The organism is Ruegeria sp. HKCCD7221, from assembly GCF_013031225.1.
GTDB lineage: Bacteria > Pseudomonadota > Alphaproteobacteria > Rhodobacterales > Rhodobacteraceae > Ruegeria.
Window position 1 is genome coordinate 110,318 of record NZ_WPZE01000007.1, and the last position, 24,494, is coordinate 134,811.

27 protein-coding genes are annotated in these 24,494 nt (G+C 56.3%); 16 read left to right on the plus strand and 11 right to left on the minus strand.

All coding sequences use genetic code 11. The features are described 5' to 3' along the window. Positions 1–50: 50 nt before the first annotated feature. Positions 51–623: a YceI family protein gene (locus GOX73_RS16215; protein ID WP_171126532.1), complete on the minus strand. Its 573-nt coding sequence runs from the start codon at positions 621–623 to the stop codon at positions 51–53. 126 nt (positions 624–749) lie between these two features. After that, positions 750–1,268, minus strand: coding sequence for a hypothetical protein (locus GOX73_RS16220; RefSeq protein ID WP_171122169.1), 519 nt, complete (start codon positions 1,266–1,268; stop codon positions 750–752). Between the two features lie 288 nt (positions 1,269–1,556). On the opposite strand from GOX73_RS16220, the gene rpsF reads away from it, so the two are divergent. The 6 genes from rpsF (at position 1,557) to GOX73_RS16250 (ending at position 5,280) form a co-directional block, all read left to right on the plus strand. Then, positions 1,557–1,910 (plus strand): 30S ribosomal protein S6, encoded by a 354-nt coding sequence (gene rpsF, locus GOX73_RS16225; RefSeq protein WP_171122168.1) that lies wholly within the window; start codon positions 1,557–1,559, stop codon positions 1,908–1,910. Between the two features lie 27 nt (positions 1,911–1,937). Next, entirely contained in the window at positions 1,938–2,165 is a 228-nt protein-coding gene (gene rpsR, locus GOX73_RS16230; RefSeq protein ID WP_005608650.1) for a 30S ribosomal protein S18, read from the plus strand. 12 nt (positions 2,166–2,177) lie between these two features. Then, entirely contained in the window at positions 2,178–2,801 is a 624-nt protein-coding gene (gene rplI / locus GOX73_RS16235) for a 50S ribosomal protein L9 (protein WP_171122167.1), read from the plus strand. A gap of 154 nt (positions 2,802–2,955) precedes the next feature. Next, entirely contained in the window at positions 2,956–3,432 is a 477-nt protein-coding gene (locus GOX73_RS16240) for a lytic transglycosylase domain-containing protein (protein WP_171126531.1), read from the plus strand. 196 nt (positions 3,433–3,628) lie between these two features. Then, entirely contained in the window at positions 3,629–4,330 is a 702-nt protein-coding gene (locus tag GOX73_RS16245) for a LuxR family transcriptional regulator (RefSeq protein ID WP_171126530.1), read from the plus strand. A 95-nt stretch (positions 4,331–4,425) separates the two neighbouring features. After that, on the plus strand, positions 4,426–5,280 hold the full coding sequence (locus GOX73_RS16250; protein ID WP_171126529.1) for an acyl-homoserine-lactone synthase: 855 nt from the start codon (positions 4,426–4,428) through the stop codon (positions 5,278–5,280). A gap of 97 nt (positions 5,281–5,377) precedes the next feature. On the opposite strand, the gene tig is transcribed toward GOX73_RS16250, so the two are convergent. The 3 genes from tig to GOX73_RS16265 form a co-directional block, all read right to left on the minus strand. Then, entirely contained in the window at positions 5,378–6,709 is a 1,332-nt protein-coding gene (gene tig / locus GOX73_RS16255) for a trigger factor (RefSeq protein ID WP_171126528.1), read from the minus strand. Positions 6,710–6,891: 182 nt separating this feature from the next. Beyond that, a complete protein-coding gene (locus tag GOX73_RS16260; protein WP_171126527.1) occupies positions 6,892–8,016 on the minus strand; it encodes a porin in 1,125 nt (374 codons plus the stop codon). A gap of 301 nt (positions 8,017–8,317) precedes the next feature. Then, positions 8,318–9,943, minus strand: coding sequence for an NAD(P)H-hydrate dehydratase (locus GOX73_RS16265; RefSeq protein ID WP_171135009.1), 1,626 nt, complete (start codon positions 9,941–9,943; stop codon positions 8,318–8,320). A gap of 170 nt (positions 9,944–10,113) precedes the next feature. Here GOX73_RS16265 and GOX73_RS16270 point away from each other — a divergent pair, with 170 nt between their 5' ends. The 5 genes from GOX73_RS16270 to GOX73_RS16290 all read left to right on the plus strand — a co-directional run bounded on the left by GOX73_RS16270 (position 10,114) and on the right by GOX73_RS16290 (position 14,585). After that, positions 10,114–10,452 (plus strand): P-II family nitrogen regulator, encoded by a 339-nt coding sequence (locus GOX73_RS16270; RefSeq protein ID WP_171126525.1) that lies wholly within the window; start codon positions 10,114–10,116, stop codon positions 10,450–10,452. Between the two features lie 32 nt (positions 10,453–10,484). Then, positions 10,485–11,891 (plus strand): type I glutamate--ammonia ligase, encoded by a 1,407-nt coding sequence (gene glnA, locus GOX73_RS16275; RefSeq protein WP_171122160.1) that lies wholly within the window; start codon positions 10,485–10,487, stop codon positions 11,889–11,891. Positions 11,892–11,985: 94 nt separating this feature from the next. Then, on the plus strand, positions 11,986–12,615 hold the full coding sequence (locus tag GOX73_RS16280) for an MSMEG_1061 family FMN-dependent PPOX-type flavoprotein (RefSeq protein WP_171126524.1): 630 nt from the start codon (positions 11,986–11,988) through the stop codon (positions 12,613–12,615). Positions 12,616–12,710: 95 nt separating this feature from the next. Next, the gene (locus GOX73_RS16285) at positions 12,711–13,472 is read left to right on the plus strand and encodes a lytic transglycosylase domain-containing protein (RefSeq protein ID WP_171122354.1); all 762 of its coding nucleotides are present in this window, start codon (positions 12,711–12,713) and stop codon (positions 13,470–13,472) included. Between the two features lie 198 nt (positions 13,473–13,670). Then, positions 13,671–14,585 (plus strand): hypothetical protein, encoded by a 915-nt coding sequence (locus tag GOX73_RS16290; protein WP_371808144.1) that lies wholly within the window; start codon positions 13,671–13,673, stop codon positions 14,583–14,585. A 36-nt stretch (positions 14,586–14,621) separates the two neighbouring features. Here the strand turns inward: GOX73_RS16290 and GOX73_RS16295 are convergent, their stop codons facing one another. Then, on the minus strand, positions 14,622–15,365 hold the full coding sequence (locus GOX73_RS16295; protein ID WP_171126523.1) for a DUF3445 domain-containing protein: 744 nt from the start codon (positions 15,363–15,365) through the stop codon (positions 14,622–14,624). Positions 15,366–15,488: 123 nt separating this feature from the next. Here GOX73_RS16295 and dddP point away from each other — a divergent pair, with 123 nt between their 5' ends. Both dddP and GOX73_RS16305 read left to right on the plus strand, forming a co-directional pair. Next, positions 15,489–16,832, plus strand: coding sequence for a dimethylsulfonioproprionate lyase DddP (gene dddP, locus GOX73_RS16300; protein ID WP_171126522.1), 1,344 nt, complete (start codon positions 15,489–15,491; stop codon positions 16,830–16,832). 466 nt (positions 16,833–17,298) lie between these two features. Beyond that, positions 17,299–18,513, plus strand: a complete 1,215-nt coding sequence (locus GOX73_RS16305; protein WP_171126521.1) for a bifunctional alpha/beta hydrolase/OsmC family protein — start codon at positions 17,299–17,301, stop codon at positions 18,511–18,513. 5 nt (positions 18,514–18,518) lie between these two features. Here the strand turns inward: GOX73_RS16305 and GOX73_RS16310 are convergent, their stop codons facing one another. From GOX73_RS16310 to GOX73_RS16330, 5 genes are all read right to left on the minus strand, one after another. Further along, entirely contained in the window at positions 18,519–18,875 is a 357-nt protein-coding gene (locus tag GOX73_RS16310) for a hypothetical protein (RefSeq protein WP_171126520.1), read from the minus strand. Positions 18,876–18,885: 10 nt separating this feature from the next. Further along, positions 18,886–19,443, minus strand: a complete 558-nt coding sequence (locus GOX73_RS16315; RefSeq protein WP_171126519.1) for a hypothetical protein — start codon at positions 19,441–19,443, stop codon at positions 18,886–18,888. A 133-nt stretch (positions 19,444–19,576) separates the two neighbouring features. Beyond that, a complete protein-coding gene (locus GOX73_RS16320) occupies positions 19,577–20,164 on the minus strand; it encodes a biotin transporter BioY (RefSeq protein ID WP_171122151.1) in 588 nt (195 codons plus the stop codon). Between the two features lie 76 nt (positions 20,165–20,240). Then, positions 20,241–20,663 carry a DUF6314 family protein gene (locus tag GOX73_RS16325; RefSeq protein WP_171126518.1) on the minus strand — a complete coding sequence of 141 codons (423 nt, stop codon included), beginning with the start codon at positions 20,661–20,663 and terminating at the stop codon, positions 20,241–20,243. Continuing rightward, entirely contained in the window at positions 20,660–20,992 is a 333-nt protein-coding gene (locus tag GOX73_RS16330) for a hypothetical protein (RefSeq protein ID WP_171126517.1), read from the minus strand. The genes GOX73_RS16325 and GOX73_RS16330 overlap by 4 nt, the downstream gene beginning before the upstream one ends. Positions 20,993–21,080: 88 nt before the next feature. Between GOX73_RS16330 and purB the strand changes: the two genes are divergently transcribed. The 3 genes from purB (at position 21,081) to GOX73_RS16345 (ending at position 24,464) form a co-directional block, all read left to right on the plus strand. Next, positions 21,081–22,385 (plus strand): adenylosuccinate lyase, encoded by a 1,305-nt coding sequence (purB, locus tag GOX73_RS16335; RefSeq protein ID WP_171122148.1) that lies wholly within the window; start codon positions 21,081–21,083, stop codon positions 22,383–22,385. A gap of 376 nt (positions 22,386–22,761) precedes the next feature. Continuing rightward, a complete protein-coding gene (locus GOX73_RS16340) occupies positions 22,762–23,304 on the plus strand; it encodes a hypothetical protein (protein ID WP_171122147.1) in 543 nt (180 codons plus the stop codon). Positions 23,305–23,372: 68 nt separating this feature from the next. Then, on the plus strand, positions 23,373–24,464 hold the full coding sequence (locus tag GOX73_RS16345) for a flagellar motor switch protein FliG (protein ID WP_171126516.1): 1,092 nt from the start codon (positions 23,373–23,375) through the stop codon (positions 24,462–24,464). Positions 24,465–24,494 lie beyond the last annotated feature (30 nt).

Below are 24,494 nucleotides of genomic sequence, written 5' to 3' on the forward strand. Positions count from 1 at the left end.
CGCCGGAGCTTATGGCTCCGGCGGTTTCGCATTCGATATCTAAGGTCGCCTTAGTCGGCTTTCTGGGCCTCGACGGAAATGCGCACCTCAACCTCATCACCAACGAAAGGCGCGAATTGGCCAAGGTCGAACTCGCTGCGCACAAGTGTCGTTGTTGCGTCGAAACCCGCCCAAGGCTTGCCAGCCATCGGGTGTTCGCCAACCTGATTGAGCTTGGCGTCCAGTACAACCGACTTGGTCACGCCATTCATGGTCAGGTCACCTGTGATATTCGCAGTATTCTCGCCAGTGACCTCGATACCGGTCGAGGTGAATGTCACCAGATCACCTTCGGCTGCGCCAAAGAAATCCTCGGTCATGAAGTGATCTTCGCGCGGCTTCCAACCTGTGAACATCTCGACAACAGGCATGGACACGGTCACGCTCGAAGCTGCCGGGTTTTCCTGATCAAACATGATCTCGCCTTCAAAACCCGAGAACATGCCGTAAGTGGTCGAAAAGCCAAGGTGGTTATAGCTGAAGATGACTTGGCTGTGGCTGGGGTCCAGAACGTATTTTTCAGCGCTCGCAAACACCGAAGTCGCTGATACGGCCAGTGCAGCAGCAAGAAGTGTGGATTTCATGACAATCTCCGCAATGTTATGGATGCAAACCTGTTGGGTTGCTCGATAACGAAAATGTGCCGCCCAAGGGCGGCACACAAGTCTTATTCTCTCACAACATCTGTTCCTTTTTGAACAGAGTGGAAATCACGCGAAGATTGTTACACTTCCGCTCAATTGACCCTTCAGCGCTCGGCTGACATCCGCCGACTGTAGCGGCAACTTCATCAGCAGGCTGCCATCGACATCGAAAAGCTCAACCTGATCGTCGGAAAATTTGGCACCACCCAGTGTGTCATAGCTACGACGCAGTACGGTCTGAGGGCGTCCATTTTCGTTCTTTTGCAACACCCGAACCTCGCGGCGGATCGGGTCGAAATAGGCATCAGGCCGCGCATCCAGAACCTGAATTGTCAGCAGACTGACCCCAACGATCAAGAAAGCAAGCGATGCAACCAGTTTGATTGGCCATACTTCCGCAGCCATGACCGAGCCCGGTGCCAGCCACATCGAAAAGGACATTACAATCAGAAAGGCGCCTACAACGCGGGCCAGAACCATCCGCACCTTCCAGTTGGGGGCGAAAGTGATGAGGACTGGAACTGATTTTTCAAAAGCCGCGTTGCTCGCGGACTGTTCAAACGTATTCGTATTAATCGCGGTCATTTTTCTCACCCTGTTTTCAGGTTGCCGACTTGGGTCCGGTGTGTGGTCCGGTTTTTGTCCCGGTATGCAATTCAATTTCGAATTGAAAAGCGTCAGGAATTGGGCAACCCAAAGGAAATAGCAGGACTTCACCAAGGCATATGTGACGGGACTTGCCCCCCGGCCATAAACGTGTATACGGGGCCATCCTTCGCTAATCGTATGAATCGCGCAGCCTCTCGTGGCAGGGTCGCGAAGGGTTGAATGGCCCCGCCTTTGAAGTGCGCCTTGATATAAACAGGAGTGCACATGCCACTGTATGAGCATGTAGTGATCGCGCGTCAGGATCTGTCCAACGCGCAGGCAGAAAGCCTTGTCGAACATTTCGGCACCGTTCTGGCTGACAACGGCGGCAGCGTCGTCGACAGCGAGTACTGGGGCGTCAAGACGATGGCTTACAAGATCAACAAAAACCGCAAAGGCCATTATGCCTTCCTCAAGACTGACGCGCCTGTGGCTGCGAAAGACGAGATGGAGCGCCTGATGCAACTGCACGACGATGTTATGCGCGTTCTGACCATCAAGGTCGACGAGCATGCCGAGGGCCCTTCGGTCCAGATGCAGAAGCGCGATGAGCGCGAAGGCCGCCGCGAGCGCCGCTGATCAACGCCTGACGAAAGGACATAAACCATGGCCGCAAAACCATTTTTCCGCCGCCGCAAGGTCTGCCCGTTCTCGGGTGAGAACGCGCCGAAGATCGACTATAAAGACACCCGTCTGCTGCAGCGCTACATCTCTGAGCGTGGCAAGATCGTTCCCTCGCGCATCACCGCCGTTTCGGCCAAAAAGCAGCGTGAACTGGCCCGTGCTATCAAGCGCGCCCGCTTCCTCGCCCTGCTGCCCTACGCCGTGAAGTAAGGAGAGACTGACATGCAAGTTATCCTGCTGGAACGCGTTGCGAAACTGGGTCAGATGGGCGACGTCGTTGACGTAAAGCCCGGCTTTGCCCGCAACTTCCTGCTGCCCCAAGGCAAAGCCCTGAGCGCATCGGACGCCAACATCGCGTCGTTCGAAGCCCAGAAAGCACAGCTTGAAGCACGCAACCTGGAAACCAAGAAAGAAGCTGAAGCGCTGGCTGAAAAGCTGGACGGTCAGCAGTTCATCGTGATTCGCTCGGCATCGGATGCTGGCGCGCTGTACGGCTCGGTCACCCCGCGTGACGCCGCAGACGCCGCGACCGAAGCTGGCTTTACCGTCGACAAAAAACAGGTCGCTCTGGTCGCCCCGATCAAAGAGCTGGGCCTTCATGCGGTTGCAGTCAAACTGCACCCCGAAGTCGAAGTTGAGATCAAGATGAACGTCGCCCGCTCGGAAGAAGAAGCCGAACTGCAGGCTTCGGGCAAATCGATTCAAGAACTGGCGGCTGAAGAAGAAGCCGCCGCAGAGTTCGAGATCGCCGAGCTGTTTGATGATATTGGGTCCGCTGCGTCTGAAGACGAAGATCTGGTGGCCGAAGAAGCTCCGGCTGAGGAAGAAGACGAAACCAAAGCCTGATTTTGGTAGTCTAACCCATGAAAAGGCTGCACGGTTCGTGCGGCCTTTTTTTGTCGGCTCGTTTTACGGGCAAAATTCGGCCAAATTTTTTACCTACGCTTGCAGTCTGACGATTGATTCCTATCATCACGCCCAGAATGACCGGAGACCTTTTATGCCCCTCCTCCTACGACGCAGCGTTTTGGCCATGCTGCTTGCCGCCCCCCTAGCCGCTTGCGGTGGCCCTGAAACGCCAACCCGCGCCCAGTTCGATCCGCCGCTTTACCCCAACGAAACGCCCGAACTGCGTGCTTCGATCAACAAATGGGCCGATCATTATGAATTGCCTCGCGAGCTTGTCCACAAACTGGCAATCCGGGAAAGCACCCACCGCCCATGGGCAGTAAACCGGCCTTATTATGGCTTGCTCCAGATCCTTCCCGCGACTGCAAGGTCAATGGGATATACCGGTACCCCCAAAGGCTTGCTTGATGCGGATACCAATCTGGAGTTTGCAGGAAAATACCTGCGAGGCGCTTGGCTTTTGTCTGACGGCGATCAGCAGCGCGCAATCTTTTTGTACGCGAAAGGGTATTACCCCGAGGCGAAAGCGCGCGGGATGCTTGTCGAGACCGGCCTGAGGGCAGAATAGCGGCGTCGCGACAAGCAAAAATCCACCGACAAAATGTCACGTTTGCCCTTTGTTTGCAGCTATTTCCCTGCGACACACCTGCCGAAGCCTCACAAATTGCTTGCCCTTCATGGCATAGGCGACACAACGTATAATTTAGTATGGACAGATATGGCTTTTCTTTGGGGAAAGAACTGCCGCCACAAAGGTTGGACAAGTGAAACTAATAGACTTGGCCGCGATCGACCATGAGGAGAAGTCGGCCGCCGACATATTAAATGCCGTCTGCCAGGAGCTCGGCTTTGACTATGCGTCTTACGCCACGTTCAATCCCGTCAAGGGGGATGTGCAGGGGTACGCGAACTATCACGATGAATGGAAGATTCACTATGGGAACCAAGGTTTTCACCATTTTGACCCCACCCTGCATCAATCCCTCCTCAGCATCGCACCTGTGGATTGGAGCCGGTTCCATCACGACGAAAAATTCCACACCGTATTTCGCGACGCGCATGATTTCGGGATTACGTCCCGCGGATTAACGGTGCCGGTGCGGGGGCCTTACGGCGATTGTGGGCTGCTAAATGTTACCCGGGACTGCTCGGATGACGAGTGGGAAAGGCTGAAAAGACATATCATGGGCGATTTGCAACTGGCCGCGGTGCAAGCCCATGACACGGTCATGCAATCCGGCCTGTTGGCCAAAGCGCTATACCTGCCCGCCTTGTCGACGCGGGAAAAAGAAATCCTGCAATGGGTCGCGGAAGGTAAGTCTCAGCAGGACATCGGCGACATCCTTTCAATTTCGCATCGTACAGTTGAAGTACACATGCGGCCTGGTCGGGAAAAGCTTGGGGCCTTGACGACTCCGCAGGCGATTGGGCGCGCAATTGGTCTTGGTTTGATAGCTCCTGGTTAACAAAACCACAAAACCCTACGGGATACCCCCAATAGCCTAAGATTCGAACATGGTTAATTTTGCCTCCACGGTAACCAGACTGTAGGGGGATGGGTATGATCATCGTAATTGATGGTATCAACCAACATAAATTCAAAGATGTCCTTGATGAAATGTACCAATTGCGGGCGCGTGTATTCGGCGACCGGTTGGGATGGGATGTAAACATTGAAAACGGGCGCGAACGCGATCAGTTCGACGATTTGCACCCTGCACATGTTGTCAGCATCAACGACGATGGGGATGTCGTTGGCTGCATGCGGCTGTTGCAGACCACGGGACCACACATGCTGTCCGATGTGTTTCATTCGATTTTGGACGGTGAACCTCCGATCCGCAGCGCGCAGGTCTGGGAAGCCACCCGGTTTTGCGTCGACACCAAAAAGTTATCGCATGGTCGTGGCAAGAACACCGTTTCATGTGTCACCAGCGAAGTCATGATCGGCTCTTTCGAATATGCGATGGCCGCCGGGGTACTGGACTCTGTTGCCGTGATTGATCCCGTCATGAACCGGGTTCTGCAACGGTCCGGCAACGCACCATACGACTATGTCGGCACTGCCAAGCCGATGGGCAAAGTGGTCGCAATGGCGGCGTTGATGGATTGCTCCGAAGAGCGGATTTCAGGAATTCGGGACTACGCGGGTATCAAACATGATGTCTTTCTAAGCGACGAGGCTGCGCTGGATCTGTTCGCCGGAACGAAAATCAAGCCAAAGCAGGCTGCAAACTTCGACCGCAAGCCACTGACCCAATTGGAAAAATATTTTGTGGAACAGATGAAAGCCGCCACAACCAAAGCAGAGGTCAAATCCGTTCTGCAATTGATTGAAACGCTGTCCGCGAGTTTCACGCCAGAGCAAAAGATCGCTCTGCTGAATACCCCCCGTGCTTTAGCTTATGAGGCCTAACCCCCTTACCTCATTCAACTAAAGCCACTCAAGCGGAGCCGTCATTACCAGACGGCTCCGCGTTTTTCTTTGCCCACCCAAGATGGGCGGAAAAGGCTTATTCCTCTTCCAAAGCCTCTACAGCTTTTTGCAGGTCGTCTTTGCTGACTTCTTTGTCAGCCACCTGAGCCAACTCGACAATGTAGTCGATGACTTTGTCTTCAAAGATCGGCGCGCGCAGTTGCTGCTGCATCTGGGCGTTCTGCTGAACGAATTCAAAGAACTGACGTTCCTGACCCGGGTACTGACGTGCCTGGTTCATGATCGCCTGAGTCATTTCGGCATCAGTCACCTCAACCTCGGCCTTCTGGCCCAGCTCCGCCAGCAGCAGGCCCAGACGTACGCGACGTTCAGCCAGCTTGTTGTGCTCGTCTGTAGGCTCGATCTCACCATGGTCGTGGCCTTCCACGTCCGGGTTTTCCTCATGCCAAAGCTGATGCGCGATCTGTTTAGCTTCGGCTTCCACCAGCGACGGTGGCAGGTCGAACGAAACCTTCTCGTCCAGCACGTCCAGCAGCACACGTTTCATCACCGCGCGCGAAGCATCCGCATATTCAGCTTCCAGACGCTCGGCGATCTGTCCCTTCAGGGCTTCCAGATCTTCGGCACCGAACTTAGTGGCCAGCTCGTCGTTTACTTCGGCTGCGACAGGCTCTTTCACTTCTTTCACAGTGCAGGTAAAGACAGCCTCTTTGCCCGCCAGATGCTCGGCACCGTATTCTTCGGGGAAAGTGACGTTGACGTCTTTTTCTTCCTCGGCTTTCACACCAACCAGTTGCTCTTCAAAACCAGGGATGAAGCTGTTGGAACCCAGAACCAGCGGGTAATCTTCGGCCGAACCACCTTCGAATTCTTCGCCGTCCACTTTGCCGACAAAGTCGATCACGACCTGATCGCCATCCTTGGCTTTTGAACCCTTACGGCGCGCTTTAAAGTCTTGCGCGGTTTCGGCCAGATTGTTCAGTGCTTCTTCGATGGCCGCGTCGTCGGCTTTGACGACCAGCTTTTCCAGTTCAACCGATTTCAGGTCAACTTCGGGGATCGCAGGCAGCGCCTCATAAGACATCTCGACATGGACGTCGTCGCCTTCTTTCCAGTCCTCGTTGGTCATCTTGACCTCGGGCTGCAGCGCAGGACGCTCACCGCTGTCTTCAAAGTGCTTGTTCATCGCACCGTCGATGCTTTCCTGCATCGCTTCGCCCAGCAGGCGCTGACCGAACTGCTTTTTCAACAGCGCCATCGGCACCTTGCCTTTACGGAAGCCTTTCATTTCGACTTCCGGCTGCGCTTCGGTCAGCTTTTCGTTGACCTTTTCATCCAGCTCAGCGGCGGATACGACGATGTTGTAGCCGCGTTTCAGACCTTCGTTCAGCGTCTCGGTAACCTGCATTATGGTAGTCCCCATAGGATTCGGGGCGCGCAAAACGGCGCGCCGGGCAAATTTGACGCCTTCTATTTGTCCTGTAGCCCGCGTGCAAGAGGCAAAGCCGGGATCAACCTTGTTTTACCGCCGAAAAAAGCAAAAAAACGCCCCGAAATGCGCCGGGACGTTTCAGGCCGTTTTACAACAGATCAGAAGCGCCAGCGCGCACCTAAGGCCCAGGCTTCGTTGTTGTCAAAATCCACAGTTCCATCGAAATCATGGCTGCGATATTTCAGGTAAGCATCGGTATTGATGCTGTCGATCCGCTGAACGACCGCGATCCCCCAGGACTTGGTGCTGGACCCTTCGTTATTGAAGTCAGAACCGTCGAAATAGTCGATGCCGATCCCGGTTTGCCCCCACGAAATCCAGTCGTCTTCATAGGCAACCTTGGCATACCAATAATCGGGGTCGCTTGCGCCTGCGGCTGTGTCATCACGTGTACCCAAGGCCGCCGTAAAGCTAAATCCGCTGGGCAACAGAACAGAGGCCGACCCGATCGTGTCCTTCCGCTCTCCGGAACTGTCATCGAAATCACGTACTGCGTAAGCAATGCTTGCGGCGAACTCTACCCCGTTGGCAAAGGTGTTCCCGTATGAAACCGCGATATCGTAATAGTCATCATCATCGCTGTCGGACAGGATATTCTGGCCGTATGCGATGGCCGCAGAAAAACCGTTGAAATCCGGGGTGTCATAGCGAATTCTTCCCCTGCGACCACCGTCGAAGTTGCTGGCCGAATCGCCAACCGTGATCGCACTCAGCAGACCGTCAGGCTGCCTGTAGAAGAACGCCCCGTTTTCATCGTTTGTGAACGAATAGAGCGTCGTACCGACATAAGACAGATCAACTTCGGCAGCGCCGTCCGACGCCATGCTGCCCTGTCCTGCCGAGAATTTTCCATAGCTTCCCCGCAGCGCAAAATCCACGTGGCGCAGATCTTCTCGTGACCAACCATCGTTGTTGGTTCCATCCTGGTTGGCCGAACCTGTGCTGGGCAGGCCAAGGCCGGTTTCGAACCAGAACGTAAACTCGTTGCTGCCATAGGGTTGCATCAGACGCAGCCCAACGCGGCTGTTCGACAGATCGTTGTCAAGCAAGCGCGTTTCCGTTTCCTCGCCATCGTCAACAGAGACAATCACCGGGTGGAATTGCCCGTATAACTCGACATATCCACCACTGTTGTTTTCATACTTAAGCTCTGCCACAGCAGGCGCTGCTGCAGACGCCGCCAAAACAGTTGCCACTGAACTAAGCACAATTCTCTGGGTCATTTCACTCACCATGAAAAAATTCCGGTTTCCGGCACTGCCCAATCGCGCACCAATCCCCATTTTTTCACAAGCATCCAGCCATTCAGATCAAGTCGCGTAAGTCGAGCGCAACCGCTGCAACCAAACGCCTGTAATATTTATATTATTTAAAATCTCAAAAGGTGTTTCGTTTATTCCCTCCCTCGCTTAAAGAGTGCCGCCCAGCCACGCGTGTTGCAAACATTCGCTGCTGATCCGCAATGCTTCGGTAAGCCAATAGCCGCCGAGATTGATTACGCTCGGCCAAATACCGCCGAAACAATCACATATTCATTTTTTTAAAAACGCAAGGCAATTGTTCGGACAAATCCTCTGCAATCAGCCCGGGACCGAATGTCAGCGCGCATTCAACATGCAACCAGGCGGCAAATTCTGCTGCCTGCATCGGGTCAAATCCCCGCGCCAAAAGCCCTGCGATGAACCCTGACAGCACATCCCCCGACCCTGCCGTCGCCAGCCAGGGCGCCGCGCGCTCATAGAATGCCCCGTTGATCGAGCACCTCCCGTCCGGAGCAGCAATGACTGTATCCGGGCCTTTGAACAACACGACACATCCCGCCCTTTCGGCGGCTTCGCGGGTGGCGTCTACTTTGGAATAGGCCGGGCCTGTGGTCGGGGTGGCTGACAGTTTCTCGGCAATATCCGGGAACAGCCGCGCGAACTCTCCCCCATGCGGGGTCAAAACGCAATTTTCATGCAGAAGGGTAAACAAGGCCGCCGGATCATCCGCAAAAGCCGTCAGCGCGTCGGCATCCAGCACCGTTCCCCGCCTTGCCTCAAGCGCAACCGGCACCAATTCCCGCGCTCGCTCAACCCCAATACCGGGACCAAGACACAGGGCATTCAGACGTTCATCCCTCAGCACATCGGACAATCCGTCCGCCCCTTCGACCCGCCGCAACATGATCGCCGTCACCTGCGCCGCCACTTCCATCTGAGCCGAGCCCGGCACCCCAAGCGTCACCAACCCCGCCCCAATCCGCAAAGCCCCCCGCGCCGCCAACCGCGCAGCGCCGGTTTTAGCCGCACCGCCCGAAAGGATAAGGGCATGACCGTGGGTGTATTTGTGCTGTCCAGTCCACTTGCCGTGGAATCCCCTACTTGCAGGATCAGGCGCCAACTGAACAATACTCTTGGCATAGGCGGGCTTTAGGCCAATATCGGAAATCACAAGTTTACCCGAAAGCCCCGGTCCTTCGCCATAATGACCATCTCCCATCAAGAAAAGTCCCAGTTTTGGAGAGTGAAACGAAACGGTCAAATCCGTTGGCAGAGCGCCGAAATTCATTCCGGAATCGCAGCACAGCCCGCTAGGGCAGTCCACTGCTACATATTTCGGCCTGCGATCCTGTGGATGAGTACCGGTGACCGTTGGAACGAACCCATTCCATGTTCGATATGTATCATCCGGCATTGATCTGGTTATTCCTGTCCCAAACAACGCATCGACAACTAGGTCATGCTCTTGCTCATCCAAAATGTCCTCGATTTCTTCATCATCCCAATCATGAACGACGTTGGAGGCTGACCAATTTGCAAAATTCTTCTTTGCATCCGGCGGCAGCTTCTCGGCGTCCCCATACAAAAACACGTCAACCTGCCACCCCAGCCCATGCAACAGCCGCGCCACGACAAACCCGTCACCGCCGTTATTTCCCGGCCCGCACAGCACCACAGCGCGCAGCGGATCCCCTTCATCTGGCCCCAAATATCCCGGGGAGCGCGAGGGGCTGGCCCCTCGCCTGTCCAACTCCGGCCATTCCTCGAAAATTGCCTCGACAACACCCTGCCCGGCGCGCTCCATCAACTCCAGCCCGGTGACTTCACCAGACTCAATTGCTGCCTGTTCAATGGCCCTCATCTGCGCGGCGGTCAGTAATTCCGTCATCTCAATCCCCCGGGTCGATTCAATGCTGATTACTTTTTGTGCAAGTCGATCAAAATTTAACCGGCGCACTATTTTCTCTTCACCCAAACAGGGGCAATTACGCAATCAGATTGCCGACCGATCTTAGACGTGGTCAGTCCCAATCTGACAAGAGTTAAAGGGAGCCCGGGATGAAGAAGATCGAAGCGATCATCAAACCGTTCAAACTCGATGAAGTGAAAGAGGCATTGCAGGACGTCGGCGTCCAGGGCCTCAGCGTGATCGAGGTGAAAGGGTTTGGTCGTCAGAAAGGTCACACCGAACTGTATCGCGGTGCGGAATACGTGGTCGACTTTCTGCCCAAGGTGAAGGTCGAAGTCGTTTTGGACGACGATCAGGTCGATGCTGCCATCGACTCCATCGTCTCAGCCGCTAAGACCGACAAGATCGGCGACGGCAAGATCTTTGTCTCGCCCGTTGAACAAGCCATTCGCATTCGGACCGGTGAGACCGGCTCGGAAGCACTGTAATCGAACGCACTCAAATCAGAGGAATAGAAAGTATGAGCAAGGACGCAGTTCTTCAGCTGATCCGCGATGAAGACGCAGAATACGTCGACATCCGCTTTACCGACCCGCGCGGCAAGCTTCAGCACGTCACCATCATGTCCGATCAGGTTGACGAAGACTTCCTGGAAGAAGGCTTCATGTTCGACGGTTCGTCGATCGCTGGCTGGAAGTCGATCGAAGCATCAGACATGAAACTGATGCCCGACACGGAAAGCGCCTATGTCGATCCGTTCTACGCGGAAAAGACCATCTGCCTGCACTGCTCGATCGTCGAGCCCGACACCGGCGAAGCCTATGAGCGTGACCCGCGCGGCACCGCCCAGAAAGCCGAAGCTTACCTGAAATCTTCGGGTATCGGCGATGTGGCTTACATGGGCCCCGAAGCTGAATTCTTCCTGTTTGACGACGTCCGTTTCTCGAACAGCATCAACAAGGTATCCTACGAAGTTGATGCAACCGACGCGTCGTGGAACACCGACACCGAGTACGAGATGGGCAACATGGGCCACCGTCCGGGCGTCAAGGGTGGCTACTTCCCGGTGAACCCGGTTGACGAAGCGCAGGACCTGCGTTCGGAAATGCTGTCGACCATGAAACGTCTGGGCATGAAAGTCGACAAGCACCACCACGAAGTTGCGTCCTGTCAGCACGAACTGGGCCTGATCTTTGACAGCCTGACCAAACAGGCCGACGAGCTGCAGAAGTACAAATACGTCATCCACAACGTTGCACATGCTTACGGCAAATCGGCCACCTTCATGCCGAAGCCGATCGCAGGGGACAACGGCACCGGTATGCACGTGAACATGTCGATCTGGAAAGACGGCAAACCGCTGTTCGCTGGCGACAAATATGCCGACCTGTCAGACGAAGCGATCTACTTCATCGGCGGCATCCTGAAGCACGCGAAGACGCTGAACGCCTTCACCAACCCGTCGACCAACAGCTACAAGCGTCTGATCCCGGGCTTTGAGGCCCCCGTTCTGCGCGCCTACTCGGCCCGTAACCGTTCGGGTTGTGTCCGTATTCCGTGGACCGAAAGCCCGAAAGCCAAGCGCGTCGAGGCCCGCTTCCCCGACCCAGCCGCGAACCCCTACCTGGCGTTTGCTGCGCTGCTGATGGCTGGTCTGGACGGCATCAAGAACAAGATCGATCCGGGCGAAGCCATGGACAAGAACCTGTACGATCTGCCTGCCGAAGAACTGGCCGACATCCCGACCGTTTGCGGTTCGCTGCGTGAGGCTCTGGAAGCTCTGGCATCCGATCACGACTTCCTGCTGCAGGGCGACGTGTTCACCAAAGACCAGATCGACGGCTACATCGCACTGAAGATGGAAGAGGTCGAAACCTACGAGCACACCCCGCACCCGGTAGAATACGGCATGTACTACAGCTGCTGATCCGGATTGGGTTTACATCTACAAGGGCGTCCGTTCGGGCGCCCTTGTTTCATTTGGGGCGATCTTCCAAACTGGGACGACAGGAGAAGATCGCATGGACACTGAATTTTCAGACTTCGTGACCACCACCGAAGAGTTAGAGCAGATAACCGGCGCTCCTCTGCCTCAGGTTATCGCCAAAGAGCTGCTTGCGCTGGATCAGATGTGTCGTGACTTTATCGCCATGTCTTCCTTCTGCGTGATCGCTTCGGCCAACCCCGACGGACATTTGGATGTTTCACCGCGCGGCGATCCGGCAGGTTTTGTTCACGTGTTGTCGGACAGTTTGATCGCAATTCCCGACCGCCCCGGCAACAAACGCGTGGATACGTTTCACAATGTTCTGAAAGACCCCCGCGTCAGCCTGATTTTGTTTGTTCCTGGCAAGATGGAGACACTGCGTATCCGCGGCGCAGCCCGTATTTGCGCGGACCCTGCGTTGCTACGTAAAATGGCGGTGCAGGATCGCCCTCCCAAACTCGCCCTGCTGATTCAGGTTCAGACCGTTTTTGCCCACTGCCCCAAATGCGTCATTCGGTCAGGCATCTGGCAGCCGGATGCTTGGGCGGACTCGTCGGATCTGCCAAACATGAACGCGATGATGGTCAAACATGCCAAAATCAACAAAACGCCTGATGAGTGGTTTGAAAGCCTGAAGGGAACAGGCGAACTGGACCTGTATTAAACTTCTTTGCGCATCGGGGAATACGGCATAGGCTTGGATACAGTATTTCAGCCGACCGGATTTTGACCTTGCTTCGATTAGCCTTCATCCTTGCCATGTCGCTTCCAACGATTGGCGCAGCAGCGCCCTGCGGAAATACCGGCGCAGGTTTTGAGGCGTGGAAGTCCGACTTTGCCCGGACAGCCAAACGCGCCGGAGTGAAAAAGCGGGGGCTGCAAGCCTTATCCCAGACAACTTACGCGACGCGCACCATCGCTGCTGATCGCAACCAAAAGAGCTTTAAGTACTCGCTGGACAAGTTCATGCAGGTGCGCGGCGCAAGTGCGATCGTCGCACAAGGCCGCAAACGCAAAGCCCGCAACCCACAGTTTTATGCAGCTCTTGAGCGTCAATACGGGGTGCCGGCGGGTGTACTGATCGCGATTCACGGCATGGAAACCGGCTTTGGCAACTTTATGGGGGACAGTCAGGTAGTGTCAGCAATAACGACGCTTGCCTATGATTGTCGCCGATCCGAGTTCTTTGTCCCTCATGCCATCGGCGCCCTTAAACTGGTCGATCAAGGCAGCATTACGACAGCGACACAGGGGGCGAAACATGGCGAATTGGGGCACACGCAGTTCCTGCCCGGTAACGCTCTGACATATGGGGTCGACGCCACAGGCGACGGCAAGGTCGATTTCTACAATATGACTGACGCATTGGCCTCAACCGCCAATTTTTTGCGCAAGAAGGGTTGGAAACCTGGCCGGGGCTATCAGCCCGGACAACCTAATTTTGCCGTCATTCAACAGTGGAACGCGGCCACTGTGTATCAGCAATCTATTGCGATCATGGCCGCCCGAATCGACGGCTGAAGGCGCCACAATTTCAAGCCAAACCTCCTCAATTCCGCCACATTGCTGCCATATACATTAAACGGCCCCTAAAATGCCTAGGTTTCCAGAGCGTAATCAATCTTGGCGTTTTCTGATTTTTTTCCATTTTCGCCTAAATCTGCCCAATATCGCTTGGTAAATTTGTTTGCACGACGGGATGCGACAAAGGAAAAAGCAGTGACACCGAAGCACAGCTACCATGGCGGTCTGCAATTCAACGGTAATACCGATGGCGCGATCGAGCGGTTCGCAGCAATCGTCGCGGCCACGCTGGAAGACTACGGTCATCTGGTCGAGCGCAAGACCGTTCGGGACACGACCGAGGCCAGCATCGTATCCAGCCAGTACCTCGTGCGCATGACTTTGGACACGCAGGTTGTTCAGACCGAAGACCGCTTTGAACGTATGGATCGTGCGGCGGGTTTGAAAACCATTGAAAGACCCGCTGTAACGCTGCCTGAAAACCGGCTTACAATCACGATCAGCCCGGTATCCGCCCTGTTGGACGACAGTGAGATCTCCGAGCTTATGCTGGTTGTGATCCTGTACCGTATGGTCGACATTTGTGCGACACAGCGGGTTGAATGGCTAACACCCAATACCGTACTGACAATCGAACAGTTCCTGAGTGCCTTTGACACTCTACCGCCCGCAAAAAAGCGGAATAGAAAACAGATTTTCGAGGCAGTTTCCGGCCCTTTCGCGGGGCAGAAAATTAATGAAGAAGTCCTGGACGAGCCACAAAAAACGGCGCTGAAACCAGCAGCCCGGCCGATCCAGTTGTCGGATGAGCAGTTGCTCAGCATCGCTTTTCGGACAGAAACAGAAACAACCGAGCAGTCATCAGATCGGGACGACACGCCCCCCCTCGACCACGACCAACCCAGTGATATCCTCCGGCTTACAAGCTGGGGGCTCACGGGTGCCGTGGCTAGTGTGTCGGTCCCGATTGCGGCGTCCATGGCCGCTGTGAACCTGATCAGGGGCGAAGACTTTCGTCTGAACACGCAGGTACTTGCCTATACGGTCGCGATATCCGCTCTCAGCACAAGCGGTGCGTTCGCCGGCGTTGCCAGCGCCTTGGGCATGTAGTTCACACTCCAAAGACCCTCCTAGGAGGCCCCGCCATCAGGCGGGGTTTTCCATTTTTGGCAGGCTGCTTGCCTCCAGAACATAGGTATGAATTGAAAACACCACCGCTCGGGTCTTGGGCAGTCGCAATAGGGTTTGCCGTTCACTGCGTAAATACCGGGCGTCGCCGGGCGTCGTTGTTTCGCGCCGTGCGTTTTCACTTCGGGGTTGGTGCAGCTCGGCATCCTCATACCACAACGCATTGAACCGCCAGAGCGGACGGTCAGGTTGAATCCCGTCGAACAAACGCTGGACACGACGCGCGATATTCTCGTCATAACTCGCAACCGGCACGTGGATATCGACCAAGGGGCGCATGAACTTTTCGGACAAGCGCCAACTGGCAGGAAAACACAGAATTGCACCCGTCAGTACATGCTCATCCCCATGTTTTTGCAGAATGCAGATGTCCTCTTGAACCAGGCGGCACAAAGTATCCATCGGATTTTTATGGTCGACCGACACCTCTTTGCCATCCGGTCTAACGACGTGATCCGAACACCCCGGATAGGCGTGTTGCAGCACGAGGTCCAGAACCTCCTGCGCTGCGGGTTCGGCGGAAGTATCCAACGCCAGAACATCGTCGCGCCTTTCCCTTAGCAGGGCTTCCCGGTGCTGCATCTGGGCGGCAAAGGCGTCATCGCGGTGCAGCCAAGTGTCCAGCGACGTTGGCTGAATGCCCGGCAAAGGCCGGGGAGTCAGCGGGTCATAAGGGATCGAGTTTTGCAGTATGATCGTCATGAGATTCACCTATCACCAGAAGCCCTCCCTGTCGGTCAAAAAGCGACGAACAGGTCGTCGCATTTTTTCCAGACGAGACAGTAATGTTTCTCCACGGTTTACGAACAAGCAGGGAGGCCCAACATGAACGAACACTATCGGGACAACCGCAAGATCGACCCGACAAAAGGAGCCACTCTTGGGGACGGCACCCCGAACGATTTGGACCGGATCGAGATCGGCCCCACCCAACTCGCCTTCGCCGAGTGGGAGGCAGCGGGCCTGAGCCTACCCAACCTGAGCCAGATGCGAGAGTTTCGGTGGAAACGTTTGACGCAGGCAATCGTGGACCGGGGGTATGGCGGTTTGCTGATGTTTGACCCCCTCAACATCCGCTATGCGACCGACAGCACGAACATGCAACTTTGGAACACCCATAACCCGTTCCGCGCGGCTCTGCTGTGCGCCGATGGCTACATGGTGATCTGGGACTACAAAAATTCACCGTTCCTTTCGACGTTCAACCCGCTGGTGCGCGAGCAACGATCCGGTGCTGATCTGTTCTACTTCGACCGAGGCGACAAGATTGATATCGCAGCAGATGTGTTTTCAAACGAAGTACGTGTGTTGATCGAAGAGCATGGCGGCGGCAACAAGCGGCTGGCAGTCGACAAGATCATGCTGCACGGCCTGCGCGCGCTTGAGGCACAAGGGTTCGAGATCACGGAGGGCGAAGAGGTCACCGAGAAAACCCGCGCGATCAAAGGCCCTGATGAAATACTGGCCATGCGCTGCGCCAACCATGCCTGCCAAACCGCCGTGGCCGAGATGGAGAAATTCGCCCGCGCCAATGTGGGCGATGGAAAGACGTCCGAGGATGACATTTGGGCCGTTCTGCACGCGGAAAACATCCGACGTGGCGGTGAATGGATTGAAACCCGCCTGTTGGCCTCGGGGCAACGCACGAACCCGTGGTTTCAGGAATGCGGGCCTCGGATCACGCAAAAGAACGAGATCATCGCCTTTGATACCGACCTGATTGGATCTTACGGCATCTGCATCGACATCTCGCGCACTTGGTGGGTTGGGGACAAGAAACCTCGGGCCGATATGGTCTATGCCATGCAGCACGCGCACGAGCACATCATGACCAACATGGAGATGCTGAAACCCGGCGTGATGATCCCCGACCTGACCGCCAACACCCACAGGTTGGACGACAAATTTCAGGCTCAGAAATATGGCTGCCTGATGCACGGGGTCGGACTGTGTGATGAATGGCCGCTGGTTGCTTACCCGGACAAGGCGGTGGAAGGCGCTTATGATTACCCACTGGAACCCGGCATGGTGCTATGCGTCGAAGCCGCAGTCGGAGAGGTTGGTGGTGACTTTTCAATCAAACTCGAAGATCAGGTTTTGATCACCGAGGATGGGTACGAAAACCTCACCACCTACCCGTTCGATCCGATGCTGATGGGACAAAGCTGACCCCTTAGCCAGGCCAGTTTGAACGCCGCACATTGCCGTGCCAGTCTTCGACTTCCGTGCCAACCGACGGGGTCACCAAAGGTTGCGACGAATATTGACCGGCAGCGAAGCCGATAATCCCGGTCAGGACAATCGCGATCAAAATGTCAGGACGCGGGGCAAATCCGCGTGATGCTGTGATGCTGTGATGCTGTGATGCTGTGATGCTGTGATGATATGCGCCATGATACCCTCCTTGGCTGCAAACTAATGACAGGCAAAAGATGAGGGTGAGAGGTCAATTTTAAAAACGAATATTTATTCGCATAAACATCACAAACATTTATACTTTAATTTGCTCCCCAACATCAGACGTCCCCGACCTACCACTGTCGGCTCACCTTCCCGTTACGCTTCCTACATAGGGGTTGAGCAGCCCACTTGTTGACCACAATATTGACGGCATCAAGAAGTGTAAGGAGCCGCCATGCCTACGGAACGCATCACATTCGCCGGTCACGACGGCAACCAGTTGGCGGCTCGCCTTGATCTTCCGGACGGACCAGTTCTGGCAACAGCCTTGTTCGCGCATTGTTTTACCTGTTCCAAGGATATTCCTGCGGCCCGCCGGATTGCGGCGCGCTTGGCGGGTATGGGTATTGCCGTTCTGCGTTTCGACTTTACCGGCCTTGGCCATTCGGAAGGCGAGTTTGCAAACACCACTTTCACGTCGAATGTCGAGGACCTGATCGCCGCAGCCCAGTATCTGGCCGGGCGCAACATGGCTCCGTCGTTGTTGATTGGTCATTCGCTGGGGGGCGCAGCCGTATTGCGCGCGCGCGCGGGCATTCCCACCGTCAAAGCCATCGCAACACTGGGTGCCCCGGCCGATCCGGGGCATGTGTCGCACCACTTTGAAAACGCCCTACCCGAGATTCAACAGCAAGGCTCTGCCGAGGTCACGCTGGGCGGGCGCCCTTTCCGTATTGGCAAAGCCTTCGTAGACGACATCTCGGAATCCGCTTTGACACCTGCCATTGCTAATCTGAAAGCCGCGCTTTTGGTTTTGCACGCCCCGTTGGATGAAACGGTCAGTGTAGACAACGCCAGCACGATCTTTCTAGCAGCCAAACATCCCAAAAGCTTTGTGACGCTGGACGATGCGGATCACCTGATCACACGAGCAGCGGATGCTGAATATGCCGCTGACGTAATCGCGGCATGGGTCACACGTTATGTTCCTCTGTGCCCGCCAGCCCCTCCGCCGGGCGCGCCCGAAGGTGTCGTGCGCGTGACCGAGGCTGATCCTGCGGGGTTTCTGCAGGATATCCAGTCCGGCCCCCGGCATCACGCCGTAGCCGACGAGCCCGCCTCGTACGGAGGCACCGATCAGGGCATGTCGCCCTACGGCTTTGTGTCGTCAGGGTTAGGGGCCTGCACCTCGATGACGATCCGCATGTATGCGCGGCGCAAGGGCTGGCCGCTGACCGGCATCACTGTAGACGTCTGCCACGACAAGGTTCACGCACAGGACGCTGGTCTGGTCAGTGACGGCAAAGTCGACCTGTTTCGGCGGAAAATCCGTCTGGAGGGTCCGCTTGACGAAACCCAACGCGCGCGCCTGCTAGAGATTGCCGACAAGTGCCCTGTACACAGGACACTTGAGGGCTCAGCTCAGATCACAACCGAGCTCCTGACCTGACGAACTCAGCGCCGTGGAGCCGGACGGTGAATTGGCGGTCGCGCCGCAGGTGGGCGCGCGACCGGCGGGCGCGGACGCGCCGGTGGTTTGGCCACGGGTGGTCTGGGGCGTGCGGGCGGCTTGGCCACGGGCGGTTTGGGACGCGCTGGTGGTTTGGCCACGGGCGGACGTGGACGACCTGGGCGGTCTACGTCAATGTCGATGTCCACGTCGTGATAATAATCGTTCCACAGCATCGAGTCGTAGAACGGATCGTACCCATACCCAACCCCGACCGTCACGCCATCACAAGCCGACAGGGTAAAACTTGCAGCACCAAGACCCAGCGCCAGAATAGACCGTTTCAACAGTTTATGTGTCATCCGAGCCTCCTTACTGCGCGGACCGGAACGATGCGAACACAGCGTTCAGATCGTCCACATAGGCCGGATCAGCGCCGTCGCGCAGTACGGCTATGATCACCGCGACACGGTCGCGCGGCAGGTCAATCACGGTAGCGGTAAAGTTCACGCCACGCCCCTCGCGCGCGCCTGTCCCTCGGATCACTCGGGCAGGCAAACCACCGATCTGCGTAGTGACGGTCTCGGAAACGTCAGGGTCTTTTACAAGGAACTTGTCTATATCCTGCAAGTAACGAAGCCCTCCGTCGATTGAGGCGACACCGGCAGGCGAAACAAACCCCATCCACGCGCCGTCATCGGTCACGGGGCGAACGCCAATCACGCGCGCAACGGCGCGCGGGTCGCCCAGTTCGGTATCCTCAATCTCGCGCGGGCCGCCGGTACGGACGGCCCAGAAATCAGGGACTGCAAAACTGAACAGGGCACGCCCTTGGTCTGTGTAAGTGATCGGAGTATCCGCAACAGCCGGAGCACCGCCCAACAGCAATGCCGCGCACGTGGGCAAGACGGCAGCCAATCGAATATGCATGTCTCAAAAACCTTTTGTTTCAGTCAATTCAAACTGAACTGTGGCGGTGCGACTTGTCCAGTATCTGAATGCAACAAAAAACCCGCGCCGGGTCTTCCCGGCGCGGGTTCATTCATTGCGAATATGCCGTGGATCAGGTGCGGGCGTCGCCGACCAGCTTCCACAGGCCAGGGATCAACAGCGCAGCCAAAGCCAGCTTGATCGCGTCACCCACGAGGAACGGTGTCAGACCCCATTCCAGGATTGGCTTGTCCCAGCCATAAAGCTGACCCAGCCACAGCAGGCCGGGGACATAGATCAGGACGTTGGCCAGAACCAGTGCCAGCGCCAGCTTGCCAACCGAACGGTCCCAGCCGCGCGCAGCCAGAGCGCCCAGCAGGACGGTCGCCATCAGGTAACCCACCAGATAGCCGCCAGTGCCACCCATCATGTAAGTCAGGCCGAATTTTTCAGCCGAAGACCCGGCGAAAACGTCAAAGCCCAGCGCCCCAACCAGCAGGTAACCCAGCATCGTCACCAGACCCAAACGGGCGCCATAGGCGGTGCCGATGGTCAAAACAGCAAAAGTACCCATCGTGATCGGCACAGGCCACATCGGTACTTTGATTTTCGCGGCAACGGCCAGGGCAACGATGCCCAGCGCAACCAGAACAACCTGCTTGACACGCAGCGCTGTTCCCTCGCGCGGACCAATCGCGTTGGCCAGAACATTTGCATTCATCTTCACTTCTCCCAATTCGGAACGAAATTCTGCGACAGCAATGCCCTGTCGTAGCTAATTCTGCAAGATGATTACGCTACCGCAGCATAAATTCCGTGTCCATTTCATAGGATTTTCGAGGTCCGGACACGATCCACCGCACCTTCCAATGCGGCCAGTTCGAGAAATCGTACTCTGCATCATAGCTGTCCGGCGGGCAGTCATGGTGATCCGACGCAAAGGTCTTTCCCAGCTTTAGCGTGTGGAAAAAGCGGCCGTCGTCGAAATGCACGGCGATACCATCGCCGCCATCACGCCAAAGATAGCGACGCGTTCCCTTCATAGCTGGTTGCCCCGGAAGGCGCAAAGTAACGTCTTCATCATAGACCAGCCCATCGTCGGACCAGCTCAGAATTGCTGTTCCGTCTGCGCGCACGACGTGCCCTGCCCTGGCATCGCGAATGACACGGGTCAGGCTCCAGCGGCCCTCAAAGTCCGAAAGGCTTTGCGGCAAGGTCATTTAGCGTAAGTTCCGTCTGTTAGCTCGCCATTGCTGTCGACAAACCGAATGATATGCCCCGAACGGAGCACGTCATAGCAGGCCCAAAGCTCTGACGGGGGCCAGACCGAGCAGTATTGGTCCCCCCGCACAACCCAACGCCCCGCGCTTGGACCGCCTGAGAAGTAGTTTGTCACCCCAGATGCGTCGAATGTCTGCCAGATGCCTTTGCCGTAGCCAAGCTTATGGCCGGTCAAAGCCTCCAGAATCTCATCTCCAGTCAGCGCGCGGAACTCCTCTGCGGCCAAAATACTAGGCCAGAGCAACAAAATCAGGGCAAACCGTCTCATACCTGCACTCGTACCTTGTTCCCACAGACCTGCACGGCTAAACCCCGCGCCAACGCCTCATCCCAATCACAAAAAGGTGCTGCCGCCAATGATTCCCCGCTATTCCCGCCCCGAGATGGTCGCCATCTGGTCGCCCGAGACCAAGTTCCGCATCTGGTACGAAATCGAAGCCCATGCCTGCGAAGCCATGGCCGATCTGGGCGTGATCCCGCGCGAAAACGCCGATGCTGTGTGGAAAGCCAAGGACGTGGAATTCGACGTGGCCCGCATTGACGAGATCGAGGCCGTCACCAAGCACGACGTCATCGCATTCCTGACCCACCTGGCCGAGCATGTGGGCAGCGAAGAGGCCCGCTTTGTGCATCAGGGCATGACGTCTTCGGATGTGCTGGACACCTGCTTCAACGTACAGCTTACCCGCGCGGCAGATATCCTGATCGCTGATCTCGAAGGTCTGCTGGCTGCCCTGAAACGCCGCGCTTACGAGCATAAGGAAACTGTTCGTATTGGCCGCAGCCACGGCATCCACGCCGAACCCACAACTATGGGCCTGACCTTTGCGCGCTTCTATGCCGAGATGGACCGCAACCTGTCCCGTATGCGCGACGCGCGTGCCGAAATCGCCACCGGCGCGATCAGTGGCGCGGTCGGTACATTCGCCAATATCGACCCGCGCGTCGAAGAACATGTCTGCGATCAACTGGGTCTGGTGCCCGAGCCGATCAGCACGCAGGTTATCCCCCGCGACCGCCACGCAGCCTTCTTTGCAACGCTGGGCGTCATCGCCAGCAGCATTGAAAACATCGCCATCGAAGTCCGCCACATGCAGCGGACCGAGGTTCTGGAGGCCGAAGAGTTCTTTTCGAAAGGTCAAAAAGGCTCGTCCGCGATGCCGCACAAGCGCAATCCGGTTCTGACCGAAAACCTGACTGGTCTGGCCCGACTGGTTCGTATGGCCGTAGTCCCCGCAATGGAAAACGTGGCCCTCTGGCACGAGCGTGATATCTCGCACAGCTCGGTCGAGCGCAACATCGGCCCTGATGCCACCGTTACGCTGGACTTTGCCCTGTCACGCCTGACCAGCGTGGTCGACAAACTCGTCGTCTACCCCGAAAACATGCTGGCCAACATGAACAAGTTCCGTGGTCTGGTCATGAGCCAGCGCGTGCTTCTTGCCCTGACCCAAGCTGGCGTCAGCCGCGAAGACGCCTATCGTCTGGTACAGCGCAACGCGATGAAGGTCTGGGAAGAAGGCAAGGACTTCAAAACCGAGCTTCTTGGGGATGCCGACGTTACCGCCGCCCTGAGCACTGATGAAATCGAAGAGAAATTCGACCTCGGCTACCACACAAAGCACGTCGATACGATCTTCGCCCGTGTTTTTGGAGAATAAGTAAGCCTATTCAAACAGCGAAAACGGCCCGGACCTCAAGATCAGGTCCGGGCCGTTCTTTTTGCCAGAACGTTCATTTTCGGGTAACATGTCGGTGTATTTCCGAACAGGAGACCCAAAGATGATCCGCATCCTTCTTTGCGCACTTGCACTTTCTTGCACAACTTCCGCCGCGTTGGCCTGCAGCGGCCATTCAAAGCAAACGCAATCCTGTGCGCCCGGCACCTATTGGGACGCCGATAGCCATAGTTGCGCAAAAATTGTGAATAGCTGAGAATATCTTTCCTACTTGTGAATAAAAGCGAGCGAACTGCTGGTAGCTTTTCGCCAGAACGCGCTAGTTTGGTCAGAACGGCCCAGATAACGGAGTAGGAAAATGCGCATCGTATTCGCTTCAGCTATTGTCCTTCAGGCATTCGCATTCGCACCTGCGTTGCACGCAGCAGGCGGGGACAGCGCAAGCCCTCCCAAGCCGACGAACACCACCAAGAAATGCCTGTTCGGACGCGTTTTTGACAAAGAACGCGGTCGCTGCGTCAAGCCTGACAAAACAAACTTCACCCAAGACGAACTTTATGAGGCCGTTCGCGAACTGGCTTATGACGGGCAGTTTGAGAATGCGCAAAGCATTCTTCAGGTCATGGATCAGAACGATGATCGCGTGATGACATACTGGGGCTTCACCTACCGTAAGATAGGCGAACTAGAGTTGGCGAATGCTTTCTACACCAACGCGATTCAGGCGAACCCGGACAACCTGTTGGCCCGGTCCTACATGGCACAGGGTTTTGTTTCAGAAGGAAAAACCGACCTCGCGATAGAGCAGTGGCGTGAAATCAAAGCACGCGGCGGCGAAGGTACATGGGCCGAAGCGTCGCTGCGCGAAGCGATCCGCACAGGCCTGACATATAGCTACTGAGGTTCAGTCTTTCTTTACCCGACTCTCGCTAACCTGACTGCGGAACAAAAGAGTGGCACCGCAGGCAGATGCAGGACGCGAATACTTTGGTACAGGTGGCATCGGGCGCAAACGCCCCGTTGCCCGAACAAAACCACGAAACGCCGCGTGTAGTTCCACGCAAGCTCAGCAACAGGCAAAAGGCTGCGGTCGTCGTGCGCCTTTTGTTGAACGATGGCGCGGATATACCCCTGGAAGAGCTTCCGGATGCGTTGCAGGAAACGCTGACCCACCAACTTGGCCAGATGGGCTTGGTGGACCGCGTAACACTTGACGCGGTCGCACAAGAGTTTGCTGAGGCTTTGGAAAGCGTCGGCCTGTCTTTTCCGCATGGACTTGCGGGGGCTCTGGACGCGGTGAACGGGAAAATTGCACCCACAACGGCAGCGCGCCTGCGCAAGGTCGCAGGTGTGCGTCAGGTTGGTGATCCATGGGAACGCCTGCGCCAGATCCCGCCCGAGGAATTGGCTGAGATGGTTCAAGCGGAAAGCACCGAAATCGCCGCTGTCATGCTGTCAAAACTTGAAACAGCAAAGGCCGCGCAGCTTCTGGGGCATCTTCCGGGTCCGGTCGCGCGACGTATTACCTATGCCATTTCAAAAACCGCCAATGTCACCCCCGAGGCCGTTGAACAGATCGGGTGGTCTCTTGCGGCGCAGCTCGATCAGCGCCCTGCCACAGCCTTCGCTGACGGGCCCGGGGAACGCGTAGGCGCCATCTTGAACCAATCTGCCGCCGCAATGCGAGACGGATTGCTTGTCGCGCTGGACGAAGAGGATTCGGATTTTGCCAGTATCGTAAGACAGTCGATCTTTACCTTCGCGCATATCCCTGCGCGCCTGATGCCTCGGGATGTACCTGCTGTTTTACGAGGGGTGGACCAGCCCGTATTGGTCGCAGCCCTCGCAGGCGCAGAAACCGACGGAGACAAGGCTGCTGTGGATTTTATGTTGTCCAACATGTCGTCGCGCATGGCTGAAAATCTGCGCGACGAAATCGGCGAACGCGGCAAGGTCAAACAGGCCGAGGCCGAAGACGCCATGGCACAAATCGTTGGCGCCGTTCGGGCCTTGGTGGAAGCCGAAACCATCACATTGATCGAGGAAGAGAAAGAAGAATAGGCCGACGCAACTGCGCATACCACTGGCTCT